The sequence below is a fragment of the Clostridium sp. AF22-10 genome, from assembly GCF_003478725.1.
GTDB lineage: Bacteria > Bacillota > Clostridia > Lachnospirales > Lachnospiraceae > Otoolea > Otoolea fessa.
In genome coordinates, this window is record NZ_QUFZ01000001.1 from 89,578 (window position 1) to 107,260 (window position 17,683).

The 17,683-nt window shown below is 50.7% G+C and carries 14 protein-coding genes and 1 pseudogene; 1 reads left to right on the forward strand and 14 read right to left on the reverse strand.

The features are described 5' to 3' along the window. Positions 1 to 63: 63 nt before the first annotated feature. The 7 genes and pseudogenes from hemZ to DWX91_RS00440 form a co-directional block, all read right to left on the reverse strand. Complete coding sequence (gene hemZ, locus DWX91_RS00410; protein WP_118472170.1) at positions 64 to 1,515, reverse strand: coproporphyrinogen dehydrogenase HemZ; 1,452 nt, start codon at positions 1,513 to 1,515, stop codon at positions 64 to 66. Next, positions 1,512 to 2,156 carry an MBL fold metallo-hydrolase gene (locus DWX91_RS00415; protein ID WP_022359324.1) on the reverse strand — a complete coding sequence of 215 codons (645 nt, stop codon included), beginning with the start codon at positions 2,154 to 2,156 and terminating at the stop codon, positions 1,512 to 1,514. The genes hemZ and DWX91_RS00415 overlap by 4 nt, the downstream gene beginning before the upstream one ends. A 68-nt stretch (positions 2,157 to 2,224) precedes the next feature. Next, positions 2,225 to 4,510 carry a RelA/SpoT family protein gene (locus DWX91_RS00420; RefSeq protein ID WP_022359323.1) on the reverse strand — a complete coding sequence of 762 codons (2,286 nt, stop codon included), beginning with the start codon at positions 4,508 to 4,510 and terminating at the stop codon, positions 2,225 to 2,227. A gap of 264 nt (positions 4,511 to 4,774) precedes the next feature. Continuing rightward, positions 4,775 to 5,299 (reverse strand): adenine phosphoribosyltransferase, encoded by a 525-nt coding sequence (locus tag DWX91_RS00425; RefSeq protein WP_022359322.1) that lies wholly within the window; start codon positions 5,297 to 5,299, stop codon positions 4,775 to 4,777. 32 nt (positions 5,300 to 5,331) lie between these two features. Further along, positions 5,332 to 8,187, reverse strand: coding sequence for a YfhO family protein (locus DWX91_RS00430; protein WP_118538158.1), 2,856 nt, complete (start codon positions 8,185 to 8,187; stop codon positions 5,332 to 5,334). A 96-nt stretch (positions 8,188 to 8,283) separates the two neighbouring features. Next, on the reverse strand, positions 8,284 to 8,721 hold the full coding sequence (locus DWX91_RS00435) for a GtrA family protein (protein ID WP_118468332.1): 438 nt from the start codon (positions 8,719 to 8,721) through the stop codon (positions 8,284 to 8,286). 81 nt (positions 8,722 to 8,802) lie between these two features. Next, a pseudogene (locus DWX91_RS00440) lies at positions 8,803 to 10,088 on the reverse strand (aminotransferase class I/II-fold pyridoxal phosphate-dependent enzyme). Positions 10,089 to 10,384: 296 nt separating this feature from the next. Here DWX91_RS00440 and DWX91_RS00445 point away from each other — a divergent pair. Further along, complete coding sequence (locus DWX91_RS00445; protein ID WP_243017783.1) at positions 10,385 to 11,278, forward strand: polysaccharide deacetylase family protein; 894 nt, start codon at positions 10,385 to 10,387, stop codon at positions 11,276 to 11,278. 2 nt (positions 11,279 to 11,280) lie between these two features. Here DWX91_RS00445 and DWX91_RS00450 read toward each other — a convergent pair whose 3' ends face one another. The 7 genes from DWX91_RS00450 to DWX91_RS17715 form a co-directional block, all read right to left on the reverse strand. Continuing rightward, positions 11,281 to 12,381, reverse strand: a complete 1,101-nt coding sequence (locus DWX91_RS00450; RefSeq protein ID WP_118472172.1) for a zinc ribbon domain-containing protein — start codon at positions 12,379 to 12,381, stop codon at positions 11,281 to 11,283. A 107-nt stretch (positions 12,382 to 12,488) separates the two neighbouring features. Next, positions 12,489 to 13,322 carry a TrmH family RNA methyltransferase gene (locus DWX91_RS00455; protein ID WP_118472173.1) on the reverse strand — a complete coding sequence of 278 codons (834 nt, stop codon included), beginning with the start codon at positions 13,320 to 13,322 and terminating at the stop codon, positions 12,489 to 12,491. A gap of 532 nt (positions 13,323 to 13,854) precedes the next feature. Beyond that, positions 13,855 to 14,814: a LysR family transcriptional regulator gene (locus tag DWX91_RS00460; protein ID WP_118472174.1), complete on the reverse strand. Its 960-nt coding sequence runs from the start codon at positions 14,812 to 14,814 to the stop codon at positions 13,855 to 13,857. A 94-nt stretch (positions 14,815 to 14,908) separates the two neighbouring features. Further along, positions 14,909 to 15,322 (reverse strand): ATP synthase F1 subunit epsilon, encoded by a 414-nt coding sequence (atpC, locus tag DWX91_RS00465; RefSeq protein WP_022359057.1) that lies wholly within the window; start codon positions 15,320 to 15,322, stop codon positions 14,909 to 14,911. Positions 15,323 to 15,328: 6 nt separating this feature from the next. After that, positions 15,329 to 16,729 carry a F0F1 ATP synthase subunit beta gene (gene atpD / locus DWX91_RS00470; protein WP_107000980.1) on the reverse strand — a complete coding sequence of 467 codons (1,401 nt, stop codon included), beginning with the start codon at positions 16,727 to 16,729 and terminating at the stop codon, positions 15,329 to 15,331. A 41-nt stretch (positions 16,730 to 16,770) separates the two neighbouring features. Next, positions 16,771 to 17,436 (reverse strand): ATP synthase F1 subunit gamma, encoded by a 666-nt coding sequence (atpG, locus tag DWX91_RS00475; RefSeq protein ID WP_412693800.1) that lies wholly within the window; start codon positions 17,434 to 17,436, stop codon positions 16,771 to 16,773. Further along, positions 17,379 to 17,672 (reverse strand): FoF1 ATP synthase subunit gamma, encoded by a 294-nt coding sequence (locus tag DWX91_RS17715; protein WP_412693801.1) that lies wholly within the window; start codon positions 17,670 to 17,672, stop codon positions 17,379 to 17,381. Before DWX91_RS17715 ends, atpG begins: the two co-directional genes overlap by 58 nt. Between the last annotated feature and the right edge of the window lie 11 nt (positions 17,673 to 17,683).

Sequence of the window (17,683 nt, forward strand, 5' to 3'; positions counted from 1 at the left end):
ATGTTTCTCTGTTACAAAGTGTTTTTCTGCATCTGACACCCTGTATCTGTGAATTTTTCGTTTTTACTCTCTTCGTCCAAGCAGCTTCTCTTTCCGCCCGATCATCTCATCGATCCGGTCGATATACTGCTCAACTTCCTTGACGTTCTCCGCCCTCTCAATCCGGTTTTCTGCCGGGAAATAAACCTTGGTAGTCGTTCCCGCACCGCAGGCGGCGATCGTCTGTTTTTCTTCCATAATCAATATATTATAGAGACATTCCTTGCCCGGAACCGCATAACCGACATTTTCAAAATTGCCCGCCATATTTTTCTGGCGGTAGAGATAGTACGGTTTCAGTCCCATCTCCTCGGCATACTGCGCGGTCAGGTCAATCATCTCCTGTGTATTGACAATCTTCAGATTTCCGTAGCGCTCCTTATAGATATTCAGGCGCGCCGCGCGCTTGATCGCCAGCGAATGCACCGTCACGCTGTCCGGTCTGAGTGCCTTGATCTCCTCCATTGTCTGGCGGACATCGTCGATCGTCTCCTCCGGCAGACCCACGATCAGGTCCATATTGATATTGTCAAATCCCAACTCCCGCGCCAGCAGGAATTTTTCCTTCACATCCTCCACCGTATGACGGCGTCCGATGAGGTCAAGCGTCGCCTGCTTCATCGTCTGCGGATTGATGGAAATACGGGAAATGCCGTGATTCCGGAGCACCTGCAGCTTTTCGCGCGTGATGCTGTCCGGACGTCCCGACTCAACGGTAAATTCAACTGCCTGTTCCACCGGGAATAATTCTTCCACCTTTGTCAGGATCTCATCCAGATCCTGCGGATTTAACGAGGTCGGTGTGCCGCCTCCAAAATAGATGGTCGAAAGCGGGCGATCCTTCATCTGCTCCGCCACATATTCCATTTCCTTAAAAAGCGCCTCTTTGTAGAGGTCCATCCGTTTTTCCCATTTCACAATCGGAAACGACGTAAACGAACAGTACAGGCAGGTCGTCGGACAGAACGGGATTCCCACATACAGGCTGTACCCATTCTCATAATCGATCGTGGACAGCAGGCGTCTCTCGCGCTCCGCCACGTCGATGCTCAGATCGATCTTTTCCTTGCTGGTGAAATACGTCTCGCGCATATAGGTCTCGATCTGCTCGTCCGTCCAGCCATCATACAGCTTCGTGAGCGCAATCTTCGTCGGACGGATGCCGGTAAGCGTCCCCCACGGAAGCTCTCTGCCGGTCTGGGCACTCAAAAGACGGTATAACGTCTGTTTGATCTCATTTTTCGTCTCAAAACGGTTGGAAAAATCCGGATAAATCAAAGCAAAGTGAACGGCATCTTTCTTCACCGGCGTCACATCCAGGGAAAACGAGTTTCCGTCCCGGACTCCCCGCACAATCAGATCCGCCTCCCCGGCTTCCTCTTCCTTGTGCGTAAATGTCTCGCCCGGATAAAATGCCATCAGGAGCTCACGGATATCCTGTTCAAAGGACGCGTCATTTAACAAAATCGCTATCATGCTTCGCGCCCCCTGTATCCCGCCAGCGGATTGTACTGTTTTTCGTCGGCGATCGTCGTATATCCCATGTGTCCCGGATATACATTCGTATCATCCGGCAGGTTCAGAAGGATATCTGCCACCGAATGAATCATCTGACGTCCGCTTCCAGTCGGGAAATCGATGCGTCCGTAAGAACCTTCAAATAAGGTATCTCCCGAAAACAGCACCTTCTCTGATTTTACATAATAACAACAGGAACCTTCTGTATGTCCCGGTGTATGAAGCATCTGGAACGTGTAGCCCGCTGCCTCGAACGTCTCTCCATCCTTCAAAAGCATATCCGCTTTCAGATGCAGACCGCCGCCCTGAAACTGGACGGACAGGTTCTTATCCGGATCCGCCAAGACCGCCTGCTCCTGCTCACAGGCATAGACCGGCACGCCCAGATCCCGTCTCAGCTCTTCCATCGCCGTCACATGGTCAAAATGTCCATGAGTCAGCAGAATCGCCTTTGCCTTCGCTCCGGTCTGCGCCAGTGCATCCTCGATCCGCGCCGCCTCATCGCCCGGATCGACAATCACAGCTTCTTTCGTCTCCGGATGCACCGCAATATAACAGTTCGTCTGGACCATTCCCACGATCAGCCGTTTTATCTCCATCTTTTCCTCCTAATAATATGTGAAACTTTCACAGGGTGTAAGTACCTGTGAAATATAGAGAGAACCGCTTATCCGGCAGTTCTCTCTATATCTAATACTCCTTCAATCTGTCTGAGTTTATCAGATAATTTATTTAATTCCTCAATTCCGTGAATATCGAACGTCATGACGATCGTCGCCTTGCCCTGCTTGCTTGTCCGCACATTCATCGAGGTAATATCGATCTGGCGCTCGGTAAATACCTTGGAAATATCCACAAACATGCCGATGCGGTTGTTCGCATAGATCTTGATTTCGGTGGAATATTTTTCCGTGCCCGTCTGTGCTTCCGGCTGCTGCCACTCGGCTTCAATCAGGCGCTCACGCTCTTCCTGCGGCAGATTCATCACATTGATGCAGTCCGTCCGGTGGATCGAGATACCGCGTCCCCTTGTGACAAATCCGACGATCTCATCGCCCGGAACCGGGCTGCAGCACTTCGAAAAACGAACCGCCAGATCGTGGATTCCCTTGACAACGATACCACTCTTCGACTTCCCGGCTGCGATCACCGGAACCTTGTTTCCATCCGACGCCATGTTATCGAGGATCGTCGTGTCGGTTACTTCCTTCTTTAACTTCTTGTTGCGCTCATCCAGCATCTTGTTGATGACCTGTCCCTCTTTGAGGGCGCCATGTCCGATCGATGCCAGAACGGAATCCCAGTCACGGTACGCATAGCGCTTCATGACCTTTTCCATATATTCCGGTTTATTTAACTCTGAATAATTGATGTCCTTCGCCTTACAATATTTATCCAGAAGCGCACGGCCGCGCAGGATATTGTCCTCTTTCAGCTCGCTCTTGAACCACTGGTTGATCTTATTCTTCGCCTGTGTGCTCTTAACCAGTTTCAGCCAGTCGCGGCTCGGTCCCTTGGAATTCTGGGAGGTAATAATCTCGACACGGTCACCATTTTTAATGACATAATCGATGTTGACCAGTTTTCCGTTGACACGGGCACCAACCATCTTGTTGCCGACCGCACTGTGGATCGAATACGCAAAATCGATCGGGGTGGAACCGCTCGGCAGGTTCTTGACATCGCCCGTCGGGGTAAAGCAGTATACATCATCCGTAAAGAGATCCAGATCACTCTTTAAGAGACTTAAGAACTCTTTATTATCGGACATATCCCGCTGCCATTCCAGGATCTCACGCAGCCAGGAAAGCTTTGCCTCGGCGCTGTCAATCGCCGCCTTGCTGCTGCCGCTCTCCTTATATTTCCAGTGTGCCGCGATACCATACTCAGCGGTACGGTGCATCTCATAGGTGCGGATCTGAATCTCAAACGGCTGTCCGCTGCTGCCAATCAGAGTCGTATGCAGCGACTGGTACATATTCGGTTTCGGCATGGCAATATAATCTTTAAAACGTCCCGGAATCGGTTTGTACATCTCATGGATGACACCGAGCGCCGCATAACAGTCCTTCACGCTCTCCACGATAATCCGGACCGCAAAAATATCATAGATCTGATCCAGCGTCTTGTCCTGGTTTACCATCTTTTTATAGATGCTGAAGAAATGTTTCACACGGCCGTCTACCTTGGCTTCGATGCCCGCATCGTCCATATGTTTCTTGACTTCATCCATAATCTTATGGATAAACGCCTCCCTGGTGTCCTTACGGAGCGCCAGTTTTTCGGACAATTCTTTGTAAACCTCCGGCTGGAGATATTTGAGAGACAAATCATCCAGCTCGGTCTTGATCTTGGAAATACCGAGACGATCAGCAATAGGCGCGTAGATATCCATCGTTTCACGCGCCTTTTCTTTCTGTTTTTCCGGCTTCATATATTGAAGTGTCCGCATATTGTGCAGACGGTCTGCCAGCTTAATCAGGATAACCCGGATGTCCTTCGCCATCGCTAAGAACATCTTACGTAGGTTTTCCGCCTGAATCTCTACTTTATCGATCGTCCACGAGATCTGGGTCAGCTTGGTAACGCCGTCTACTAAAAGTGCTACCTCCTCGCCAAAGATCGCCGTGATCTCCTCCTCTGTCATGACCGTATCTTCCACGACATCGTGCAGGATACCTGCCACCAGAGTCTCTTTATCCAGCTCCAGATCCGCCAGAATGATCGCCACACAGAGCGGATGGATGATATACGGTTCACCTGATTTACGCCTCTGGTCCTTGTGTGCGTCATACGCGATCTGGTACGCTTTCTCAATCATGCTGATGTCATCCGACGGATGGTACTTGCGAATGGCGGCAATCAACTCATTATACAGTACCTCCGGACTCGTAAAATCCGCCGGCGCTTCAATTTCCTGATCCAGCTTTTTTATTTTATCCAAATTTCCCATATATGCCTCCTGACCCTTCCGTAGATAACTGAAACGCCTGCCGTTCGGAATCCGGAAAGCGGTTCACGCAAATGAAATAAAATATTATATAGAATACCCCTATTATACGAATATTTGACAAAAAATGCAACGGCAAACTATTTTGTTACTATTCACGCATACGTGCCCAGTAACGGAATTTGCCGTGGCTTCGCAAATTCCTGCTGTCGCCACGTTTTCTTACGGCACTTTCGGTTTCAAAAGTGCCTACCCGTGAACCGTTACCTATTTCCCCTCATAGGTAATTAGGGCATCCACCGCATATCCGTTCAGTTTTTCGCGTCCCTTTAAGCCTGCCAGCTCCATCACGCAGCAGATTTTTACAACCTCGCCGCCCATCTTCTCGATGAGCTTGACAATCGCCTCGGTCGTTCCGCCGGTTGCGATCAGGTCGTCAACGATAACTACCTTCTGTCCCGGTTTAATGGCATCCTCATGCATCTCCAGAACCGCGCTGCCATACTCCAGATCGTAGCTTACAGATACCGTCTTGCACGGCAGTTTGCCTTTCTTGCGGATCGGCACGAATCCCTTGTGCATCGCATATGCAACCGGCACGCCGAAAATAAACCCGCGGGACTCCGGACCAACCACAATATCATAATCCACGCCCTCTAAGGATTTCTGGATTCCGTCGATCGCAAGCTGCAGTCCGTCTGCATCCTGTAAAATCGTAGTAATATCGCGGAAAATGATACCCGGCTCCGGGAAGTCCGGAATGCTTCTTACATATTCTTCCAGCTTTTTCATGATTTTAACCTCTTTTCTATAAATTTTGTATCTCAATTTCTCAGTTTTAAATCGCCATCCGGCTCTTTTTCCACCGTTCTTCTCATTTTTGCAGAAGTTTTCCCCTGCTTCTTCTTCCTTATATACATAGAAGCCACAATCACCGCCAACACAAACAGCGCACCTCCGCTGATCAGCAGTCCCTCATGCAGTCCCTGCGGATAATACCTGAGTTCCACCGTATGGGTTCCCGCCGTCAGTTCCACGCCGGTAAATGCCTTCCAGACCGGACGCGTGATAGCTTCTTTTCCATCCACCGTGACCGTCCAGCCCTCGTCATACGGGATCGTGAGGAACAGCGTTCCGCCCTCGCCCGCGTCGATCGTGCCCTTCATCGCCTCCTCGCCCAATGTTTCCAGTTCAAATGGATGCTGGTTGAGGCGCTCATAGAGCGCACGCAGCCCGGCTTCGTCAAAGCGGTACGCGCTCGCGTCCATGCTTCCGGCACTGTCATTGCTCTCCAGCAGAATCAATGTGCCTGCCTTCACATATCCGGTTTCCACCAGATACCCGCGTTTCAACGTATCAATGCTGCGGCTCTCCCCGCCGACATCCAGTTTAACCGAATCAATCTGACGGTTTGCGACACTTATATAATACTCCCCATCTTCCGGTGCTGTAAAGGAAAAACGATTCCCCTGCTCCTCCCCGTCCGTGAAAATCAGGCACTCCGGCACGCCCAGCACATCCGATAAATCATTCTGGACATCCGCCGGCGAAGAAAGATCGCGTTTCCAGCCCGTTTCCACTATGTCCGGCAGGATAAAGCCGAGCGGCAGCGTCCACGGATTCTCATAGAGGTACGTGTCACCTGAAAATGTATAGAGCGACAGGCGCGGATTGTCCTGCTTGCCCCCATAGAGTGCATATTTGATTGAAAATAACGAATCCACCAGCGGCGTACTTCCCACAATGCTGTATGCGTTCGTCGAACCTTCGCAGCCCATCTGTTTGAAGAAATCCGTCACCCCGGCATTTGCCACCGATGAAAACAGAGATACGGATGGAAAATGCATCCACGCGCCATCATTTTTCGTGCGCGCATTCGTTTTATCAATCCGGTAAAATTCCGTCTTTTTGAGCGGCTCTGTCACCGCTGCAACATCCTGATTGTCTGCCACATAATCAGTCCGGCTCGTCGTCGGAATACTCGTTGCCGCCATATTGGCAAGCGCCTCCACACTTACCAGCGCCATCGCCAGAAGCGCCGCCGTGAACGCGAAATGTTCTTTATTTTGATAGAAATAAAAGACGCCCAGATACAGCAGCAGAAGCACCACTGCCACATACCAGACAACTGGCTCAAACGCATCGTCCGTCACCAGCTTTTCTGCCAGAATCACGTAGCCAATCGCGGCGGATGTCACCCCGGCAAACTGCCGTTTGGATATTTCATCCAGATATAGATACGCCCGGAAACACATCGTCAGCACCAGCGCGATATAGATAAACGACTGGCGGCACGGCAGGCTGTTCGGGTAATGGAAGCCATGCCAGATAAAATTCAGCACATTGAACGAAAAGCTGGCATAGAAAAAGAGCAACAGCACACCGTACACAACCTTTTCCCGGATCGCAATCCGGCGGTTCAGAAAATACAACCCCATGAAAATGTAAACTGCCACGCCGCAGTAGAGGTTCGGCCAATGGTCGAGTCCCGTCTCCACCTGTACATTTCCGATGTGCCGCGCGATCATGTCAAAGATCGGGAAGTAGATTTCCAGTGTGGTCGGAAAATTAAAATCGCCAGACGCCGTACTCTGCAGCGCCGCAATCTCCGGAAGAAGCACCGCAGCCGCCAGCGCACCCGCCAGAAGCGAATACACACCAAACAGGAAAAAGCTGTGCAGACAATCTTTCCATCCCGGCCGTTTCTCCAGAAACAGGAGCGCCACATAGTAAATCACCATGAAGAGGCATATCATAATTGATATATAGTAGTTGGACAGGATTGAAAGTCCCAGCATCAGGCAGTAAAAAAGCCCTTTTTTTTCGCGCACCAGCCGCTCCAGGCCGTGCAGGATCAGCGGCAGCAGCACGATGCAGTCCAGCCACATGATGTTCCAGCTATACGCCGCCATATAGCCGGACAGCGCATAGAATACGCCGAAATAGCACGCTCCAAACTTCTGTGAACCCGTGTACTTTTTCAGATACCACGCCATCGAAAGACCCGCCAGACCGCTCTTGAACACGATCATGTAGGTCATAAATTCGATAATCAGGGACGACGGGCATAACAGCAGCAGCCAGTTAAACGGGCTCGCCAGATAGTACGCATAGAGCGCGGCAAAGTTTACGCCCATGCCGACATCCCAGCTGTAAAGCAGGCTCTCGCCACTTAAAAGCTTATGCCGGAATTCCGAGAAAAACGGCGCATACTGGTGGTACATATCCGTCCGCAGGAAGCTTTCCTGCCCAAAGGGGAAAATACCGCGGTATGCAAAAATCAGGATCAAAATCACCACCGGCAGGAAAAATGCCGCCAGGAGATCATCCGACGGACGGAAAACCGCAGCCAGGCGCCCCATTCCGCGGGGTGATTTCTCTGGTTCATCCCACTCATCTAATTCATCTAATTCTTCCTGCTCCCAGTCATCGTCATTCAACTCATTAACGACATCTGCTCTGGACTCTGAAAGTTTAGATTTTCTGGCATCTTCTTCCTGTCTCCAGGCAGGCATTCGTTCAGCACGTCTCATATCTGTACAAGCGATCTCCGAATCCACGTCCGCACCTTCCCGCTCGTTCTCATACTCCTCTATTTTCCCCGTTGTTTCCGCTCCCGTAAGCTCCCTGAGTGCTTCTTCCAGTTTACTGGAACTTTCGTCTCGTTCTCTTTGCTCCATCTTCCCTCCATCCAGAATCCTGTTCAGGCGGCGTTTTCTCTACTCTTTCCGGTCTGTCTTCAGCATCCATTTCCGCTGTCATTTCCCCACACAGCCCTATTTCGAGGATTCTTTCTTTTTGAAAATAAATAATTTACTGCAAATATAATTCAACACCAGCGAGATCGCTGATACCACAATCTTACAGATCATATCCTGTTTGATTCCCATGCCGTCTACCATCACGATCATCGCCACATACGTGAACACCGATGTGAGAATACGGCAGGAGAAAAACGAAGCCATTTCCTTAAGAAGATATACAGGGTGGAAATTGTAGCTTCGGAATACCCAGATCTTGTTTGTCACATATGCAAACAGGATCGCCGCCGCCTGACAGCAGATCGTCGCCATACGGTAGTTCATGCCGTTGTGGCGGAAAACCGCATAGGAAATCCAGTCCACCAGCGTCGTCAGAACGCCGAATATCAGATACGATATCGTCTCCCTGTTTACAAACTTTCCCCAGATCAGGGATAACTTTTCCTTTATCATCACTTTTTCTCCGAAAAAAGAATTGTATGGGCAGCGGTCCTTCGACATACCCATACAATTCCTGTACTTCTTGGTTTAATATTACATTTCCTCTAACAGCTTGTTGACACTGACCAGCTTGACGCAGAGTGCAAACAGCTCGGTTGCAGTGATCAGATCCTGCAGCGGCGGATAGGACGGAGCAATACGGATGTTGCGGTCTTCCGGATCCTTGCCATATGGATAAGTTGCACCGGCTCCGGTCATAACAACGCCTGCTTTCTTGCACTTCGCAACGATCTCCTTCGCACAGCCGTTCAGGGAATCAAAGGAAATGAAGTAGCCGCCGTGCGGTTTTGTCCAAGTACCGATCTCCAGTCCGCCCAGCTCACGGTCGAGAATGTTCTCAACAGCCTCGAATTTCGGACGCAGGATGTTGGCGTGCTTTCTCATGTGCTCTACCATGCCGTGGATATCCTTGAAGAAACGCACGTGGCGGAGCTGATTCACTTTATCATGACCGATAGTCTGAATCTTTAACTGTTTCTTGATATCATCCAGGTTATTGTGGGAGGTTGCGATTGCCGCAATGCCGGAACCCGGGAACGTAATCTTGGAGGTTGAAGAGAATTTGTAAACCATATCCGGGTTGCCGGCTTTCTTACATTCTGCCAGAATCTCCAGCACATGATCCTGCTCATCGTCATATAAATGATGGATACCGTATGCATTGTCCCAGTAGATACGGAAATCCGGAGCAGCCGGATGCATGCGTGCCAGACGGCGTACCGTCTGATCGGAGTAGGAATTGCCGGTCGGGTTAGAGTACTTCGGAACGCACCAGATTCCCTTTACGGTCGGGTCGGTTGTCACATACTGCTCTACCAGATCCATATCCGGACCATCTGCGGTCATCGGAATGTTGATCATCTCGATGCCAAAATATTCAGTAATGGAGAAATGTCTGTCATATCCCGGTACCGGACACAGGAATTTAACCTTGTCAAGCTTGCACCACGGGGTATTTCCCATAACGCCATGAGTCACAGAACGGGAGATGGTGTCGTACATTACGTTCAGGCTGGAGTTCCATAGATAATGATATTGTCAGCCGGAACCTCGATCATATCCGCTAACAGCTCCTTCGCCTCGCTGATACCGTCCAGACCGCCGTAATTGCGGCAGTCTGTCCCATCTTCGCAGGTCAGATCACTGTCGCTGCTCAGTACGTCCATCATTCCCATCGATAAATCAAGCTGCTCTGCACTTGGCTTACCGCGTGACATATCCAGCGTCAGATTCTTGCCCTGAAACTCCCGGTACTGATCGCTCAGATCACGCTTAAGTTCCAGAAGTTCTTCTTTCGTCATCTCGCTATAAGGCTTCATCCTTCAACATCCTCCTTGTTTCTCTTATTTATTTCATCATAATTTCATGGTCTGCTTTTCATCCAGCTCCCCTTGTTCAAGGGTTCGGATCATCTCATCTAAGCATCGTTATAATAATAACATAGGTACAAAGGGCATGACAAGCATTAATTTGTTATGTCAGCACATAAAATTTGTTATATGGTACCGCTTGGTTTTTCCGATTCGGTGCATTTCACGGACAGCAAATTATAATAAAAACATGATGTTCCCCCTTCTTTCATATACTAATGAAAATATATCTTTCAGGTCACATCATGTTCATTCATTTTCCCATGCATTCTGTTCCATCACGTTTCCGGCACATCATTTCCCCGCTGCTGGTTCCCGCCCTGTTTGCCATCTCTTTCTTCGCCGGGCAGACTGCCGCACATTTCCTGCGCCGTCCATCCGGGCACACGGTTTCAGCGCCTGTTATCGCCTGTGGCTCGCTCCCGCCTGCCTTTGATTCCGATTCGATTCCGGTTTCCGCAGATGGAAACTGGGGACTTGGATTTCCCAGTCCAGGGCAGACACCGGTCGGCAATGCCTCCGCCGACACTTTAAAAAATTTTGATGCTTTCTATGTAGGCGATACCTCCAAACCCGTCATCTATCTGACCTTCGACGCCGGATATGAAAACGGCTGCACACCTGCCATTCTGGAAGCACTGAAAAAACACCATGTCCCGGCAACCTTTTTCGTCGTCGGCAACTATCTCGAAACCAGTCCTGAACTGGTAAAACAGATGATCGCAGAGGGTCACACCGTCGCCAACCACACGTATCACCATCCCGATATGTCCCGCATTTCCGACAAAGCAGCATTTGAAAAGGAGCTGACTGCCCTGGAAACACTCTACCAGTCCGTCACCGGGCAGACAATGAAAAAATATTACCGTCCGCCGCAGGGCAAATACAGTGAATCGAACCTGCAGATGGCAAAGGAGCTCGGCTACAAGACCTTTTTCTGGAGTCTCGCCTATGTGGACTGGATGCAGGATCAGCAGCCATCCAAAGAAGAAGCATTTTCCAAGCTTCTGACGCGCATCCACCCCGGCGCGATCGTCCTTCTGCACAGCACTTCGCAAACCAACGCTCAGATTCTCGATGAACTTCTGGCAAAATGGGAGGAAATGGGGTATCAGTTCGGGCAATTAGATGAATTATAAAATTATACCAGCAACATTTTCCGGATAAACGAAAGGATCGCGCCTCCGATGCTGCAGAACAGCAGAAATCCGTGGTTCGCATTGATCGCCTCCAGCGCCGCATAGCCGCCGTCCACAATCGGCTGTAAGCTGCCCGCATTCTTCGGCATCAGGTACGCTGCCGGACCGGCTGCTAATACCAGAACAAGGATGATTATAAACGGGATAAATCCGCGCCCCGTATCGTATTTTTGCAGCCGTACTTTACCACCCGCGTGCTTGCCTGACAGAATCCACAGGCACCAGATCGCGCCCATCAGTACCAGAAATACGCCAATCCCTACATACAGCCCCAGACCATAATTTTCCTCGGTAATCATAGTTCCGATATAGCCCAGATCGTCGCCGCCATACCGGAATGCCTTCGCATTTGCCCAGGTGATTCCCGCCATCAGAAGGAAGCTGGCTGCCTGCATCACGCGCGCCATCAGCACAACCACACCGGTTACTCCGGCTGCCGTCACATCCAGCACGGACGGACCGTCGTTTGAGTCACTCTGCGTATGCGCCTCACTGAGCTCCGCCGCCCGTCTGGTGCGCTCTGCCTCCCGTGACTGGCGTTCCAGTTCCCGCTGGTGGCTGCGCTCCATCCGGTTTTTCTGACGCTCTGAGCGCTCCCGCTCCGACTCCAGAGCATGAAGGCGTTTTTCCATCTGCTTCTGCTGTTTTGCATCCCGCTTATCCTCTTTCGAGCTGGAAGAAGAACGTCTCGCGTCCTGTCGTCTGCGCGATGCCGCTTCACGGTCGCGGCGGGCATCCTCCTGTGCCTGGGATTGGCAGCGTTCATTGTCGCGGCGCTCTTCCTCACGCTTCTGTGCGTCCTGACTCTGGCTGCTCCGCTTTTCCTGACTGTTTCGTTTCGATCCAGAGCCGGATTCCGCCTTTTTCTCATCCGATTCCATCCGAGCTGGATTCCGCTGTTCTGAATCACCGTCGTCATAGCTATTTTCCGGCTTTCTTCCCACCGTTTCCTGTTCTCGGCGTACTGTATCATTTACAAGCGGAGTTCCGCAGTTACTGCAAAAATTTCCAACTGCTTCCTGTCCGCATTTTGGACACTTCATTCTATTTTCTCCTTCCTCCAAACGATTCTTTCCATCCATTTCCGCACTCATTTCTGGCATTTGAAACGCATTTAACCAATGTACATTTTTTTTACACAGCCAGAACTTTATTTCCTGTTTCCCATGCCCAGCTGCCAGAACGCCACTGCACTCGCTGCTGCCACGTTGAGCGAATCCACACCGTGTGACATCGGGATTTTCACGGTGTAATCGCACGCCGCGATCGTCGATGCCGCCAACCCGTCACCCTCGGTTCCGAGAATGATCGCTAATTTTTCTTCCTGCGAAAGCGCCGGATCCGCGATACTCACGGAACGGTCACTGAGCGCCATCGCCGCCGTGAGAAATCCCAGCTTCTTAAGCGTTTCCATACTGTTCTCCGCCCAGTCGCCCTTCGGAATGTACGTCCACGGCACCTGAAACACTGTTCCCATACTGACACGGCTTGCGCGGCGGTACAGCGGGTCACTGCATCCCGGTGTCAGAAGCACCGCATCCATAAAGAGCGCCGCCGCTGACCGGAAAATCGCCCCCACATTCGTAGGATTTTCTACATTCTCAAGAATCGCGATCCGTCTGGCACCTGCACAGATTTCCTCGATCCCCGGCATTTTCTTCCGTTTCACCGCACACAGCATCCCGCGCGTCAGCTTAAAGCCGGTCAGGCGCGTCAGCACATCAAATGGTGCCGTAAACACAGGCACTCCCGCACACACCGGGCGTTCCAGAATCTCCCGCCCTTCTGTCTCGATATGGCGTTCTTCCATCAGAAAAGAAACCGGCTCATATCCCGCGTCGAGCGCCCGCCCGATGACCTTAGGGCTTTCCGCAATGAAAAGACCTTCCTTTGGTTCATTATAATGAAATAACTGCCCCTCGCTCAGCCGGGCGTAGATATCCAGCTCCGGCGCTTCCAGGGTTGTAATTGAAATATGATTCATTCTGCTTTTCACCTTTTTTAATATGGTTTTCATGTTCTATCGAGTATACCACATTTCTTACAAAAAGGAAGTGCTGATTATGGACGCTGACATGAAATCATTTCTCTATTCTGCCGCATTCTATCATCCTCTTTCCGATTCCGTTCCTATTTCCATACAAATCTATCTTCGGCAAAAGATTTCGATTTGTCACGTTAAAAATGGCAGCAAATAAAACGGTTTCAACAATAAATTTTCCTCTTTCCCCACATCTTTCTGTGACAGCAAATATAGGTTATGCACATTCCTTGAATATTTTCTGTAAACTCTCAGATTGACTCATGTTTTCCCGTTCCGGAAGACTTTATTTCAAAAGCATTTATTTTGCAACACACTTTTTAATGGCATTTTTATGAAATTTCATAAAAAATGCACCTTGGCACATTCTTTATGAAATAATAAAAAAAGAGCAGCAAAAGCTGGATTTACACTCGTTTGCTACTCGTTTCGGTATTATTATATTTCCTGTTTTAAAAAAAGTCAAACCAAAAAATCACCTGTCGGAAACAGGAATTCTGGTTATTGGTTCACGGGTAGACACTTTGGGAACCGGCACTCCCACTCTCCGCTTCAACGCCTCAATATACAGTCCCGCAAACCGTCCCGGTGTCACGCGATTGTGGGTAATGTAACCGATCTCCATATAATCGTCCACATCAAGTGGAATCGCTACAATATTCGGTCCGTTCAGTTCCTCATTGATGACACCGCTGCAGATCGTATACCCATTCAGCCCAATCAGAAGATTAAACAGGGTCGCGCGGTCGGACACCAGGATGTCCTTGCGGCTGTCCAGCGTGCTGAGGATCTCCTCGGAGAAATAAAAGGAATTGTGCTCGCCCTGCTCATAAGACAGACGCGGATAAGGTTCCAAATCCGACAGGGTGATAGAACTGCGGCTTGCAAGCGGATTGGCCGCACCGATAAATACATGGGGCTTTGCTGTAAAAAGCCGGGTAAATCTGAGGTCGTGTTCCCGCAGCGTCTTGCGGATCACCGTCTCGTTAAAACGGTTCAGATACAGCACGCCAACCTCGCTCCTAAGCTTCGCCACATCCTCAATCAGCTCATACGTCTGCGTCTCGCGGATACGGAAATCGTACTCTTCTCCGCCGTACTCGCGGATCAGATCGACAAACGCCTCAACGGCAAAGGAATAGTGCTGGGTGGAGACACAGAACTGGCGTTTCTGCGGCACAGCGCCAAAATAGCGCTCCTCGATCAGGTTTGCCTGCTCGATCACCTGTCTCGCATACCCCAGAAATTCTTCCCCGTCCGGGGAAATCACCACGCCCTTGTTCGTGCGGGTAAACAGGGAAAAACCAATCTCATGCTCCAGTTCCTTGATCGCCGCCGTGAGGCTCGGCTGTGCAATATAAAGTTTTTTTGCCGCCCCGCTGATGGTTCCGGCTGCCGCCACCTCCACCACGTATTTTAACTGAAGTAATGTCATGCCCTGTTCTCCATTCTTACTGATTTTCTGTCATTTCTTTCTGAACCGCATCTGCCACAGAATCACACCAGGCTCAAATCCGCCTCTAACGCACCTAGTCCACAAATTTTTCCGTCTCTTTCAGACGAACCAGCGCTCTCGCCATCGCCGCGCGGGTGCTGTAATACTCGGAAATGCTCTGTTTCTGGCGCAGCCGCTCTTTCGCACGCTCTAATGCCTCCTGCGCCCGGATCCGGTCGATCTCCTCCGGTTTCTCGATCGTATCTGCCAGCAACATAACACGGTTGTTGGCGATCTCACAGAAGCCCTGCCCGACGACTGCCGCCTCCCACGGACCGTCCTCTGTCGCCTGGAAACGCATTTCTCCCGCTTTGACTGCCACGATCTCGCTCTCATGGTGCGCCATGACAGCCATCTCACCATCCACCGCCGGAAGGATCAGACAGTGGCAGACTCCCTCATAGAATGTCCGGTTGCTGGATATGATTTTTACATGAAAATCTGCCATCCGTTCCTACGCCTCCTGTTTCTCTAAAGCCTTCGCCTTTGCCACTACATCCTCGATCGTTCCGACATTGAAGAATGCTGCCTCCGGGTACGCATCCATCTCACCATCCAGAATTGCCTTAAAGCCCTTGACGGTATCCTTTAACGGCACATACTTGCCCGGTACACCGGTAAAGTTCTCCGCCACGTGGAACGGCTGGGATAAGAAACGCTGTATCTTTCTTGCGCGACCGACGGTCAGCTTATCTTCCTCAGACAACTCGTCCATACCCAGAATTGCAATGATATCCTGCAATTCCTTGTATTTCTGCAAAATCTCCTGCACCCGTCTGGCCGTCTCATAGTGTTCTTCTCCGACCACATCCGGTTCCAGAATACGGGACGAGGATTCCAGCGGATCGACCGCCGGGTAGATACCCTGTTCTACGATCTTTCTGGAAAGAACCGTAGTCGCATCCAGATGGGTAAAGGTAGTCGCCGGTGCCGGATCGGTTAAATCATCCGCCGGTACATAGACTGCCTGGATTGAAGTGACCGAACCATCTTTCGTCGAGGCAATCCGCTCCTGCAGCTCGCCCATCTCATTCGCTAACGTTGGCTGATAACCAACCGCCGACGGCATACGCCCAAGCAGCGCTGAAACCTCCGAACCTGCCTGTACATAACGGAAAATATTATCGATAAATAGTAACACATTCCGGTGCATTTTGTCACGGAAATATTCTGCCATCGTAAGCCCGGTCTCTGCAACTCTCATACGAGCTCCCGGCGGCTCGTTCATCTGTCCAAACACGAGCGCTGTCTTTTCCAGAACACCGGATGCCTTCATCTCACTCCAGAGGTCATTGCCCTCACGGGAACGCTCACCGACACCCGTAAAGATAGAATAACCGCCCTGCTCCATCGCAATATTCCGGATCAGCTCCTGAATCAGGACTGTTTTTCCGACGCCCGCGCCGCCAAACAGACCGACTTTTCCGCCCTTGGAATACGGCGCCAGAAGATCAATAACCTTGATGCCCGTCTCCAGAATCTCCGCGACCGGGCTCTGATCCTCAAATGGCGGCGGATCCCGGTGAATACACCAGTGCTCCTCACCATCCAGCTTTTCTCCTCCATCTACCGTCTCACCTAAAACATTAAACAAACGTCCAAGCGTCTTTTCGCCAACCGGAACGGAAATGCCTTCTCCCGTCGGTGTTACCTTCATGTCACGGCTCAAGCCCTCGCTTGCCGACAGCATGATGCAGCGGACGATATTATTTCCCATGTGCTTGGCAGCTTCCATCACACACGTCTTTCCCTGATTTTCTACTGTGAGCGCGTCCCGGATCTCCGGAAGGGGACCGCTCTCAAATTTCACATCGACAACCGGACCGGAAACCTGGACAATCTTGCCTTCCGGCAGGCTGGTTTCAGTCTTTTTTGTCTCTGCCGCCTGTTCTCCCATCACACTCTCATCTCCTCTTCTCGTTCTCGTCTCTGTGCAGCCGCGCCGCCGCATACTTCGGTGATCTCCTGTGTGATCGCCGCCTGCCGCGCCCGGTTGTACATCGTATTCAAATCTTTTAAAAGTGCATCCGCATTATCCGTCGCCGCATCCATCGCCATCATACGGGCATTCTGCTCGCTGCAGAACGACTCAACCAGCGCGCCATAGATAAATCCGGCTACATAGTTCGGAACGATCGCATTCATCGCTTCCTCCGGCGTTGGCCGGAGGGAAAACTCCTCCAGCCGCACATCGACCGGAATCGCCATTCCGTGCATATCCGGCTTGGTAATCGGAAGCACCCTTTTATCCTTCGCCACACTCTGCATCACATTTTCCATTCTTGTATACAGGACATGGATCTCATCCAAATCACCCGACAAATATCGTTCCAGAAGCATTCCAGCAATCCACCTTGCCCGGTTAAACGTCGGATCCTGCGCCGTATACTGGAAATTTTCTTCAATCGGGATGTGCTGGGAGGCAAAAAACTGCCGCCCCGTCTCACCGATGACAAACAGATGTACCTCGCGGGAAGGATCCTTTAAAAATGTATCCGCCATCTTCATGATATTATGGTTATAAGCACCCGCCAGCCCTTTATCACCGGAAATAACCAGCAGCCCCGTTTTTTTCGACTGGTGTCCTTCTTTTTCAAAATAGGGCTTTCCATGTTTGGCAGATGCCTCTGGATACGCCGGATGACATTTTGCAATGCATAGAAATACGGCTCCGTCTCTGCCAGTTCTTTTCTGGCTTTCTTTAATTTTGTCGAAGATATCAGGTACATCGCATTCGTGATCTTGCGCGTATCCTGAATACTCCGGATCCGGTTCTGGATCTCTCTGAGTCCTGCCATCTTCCATCACC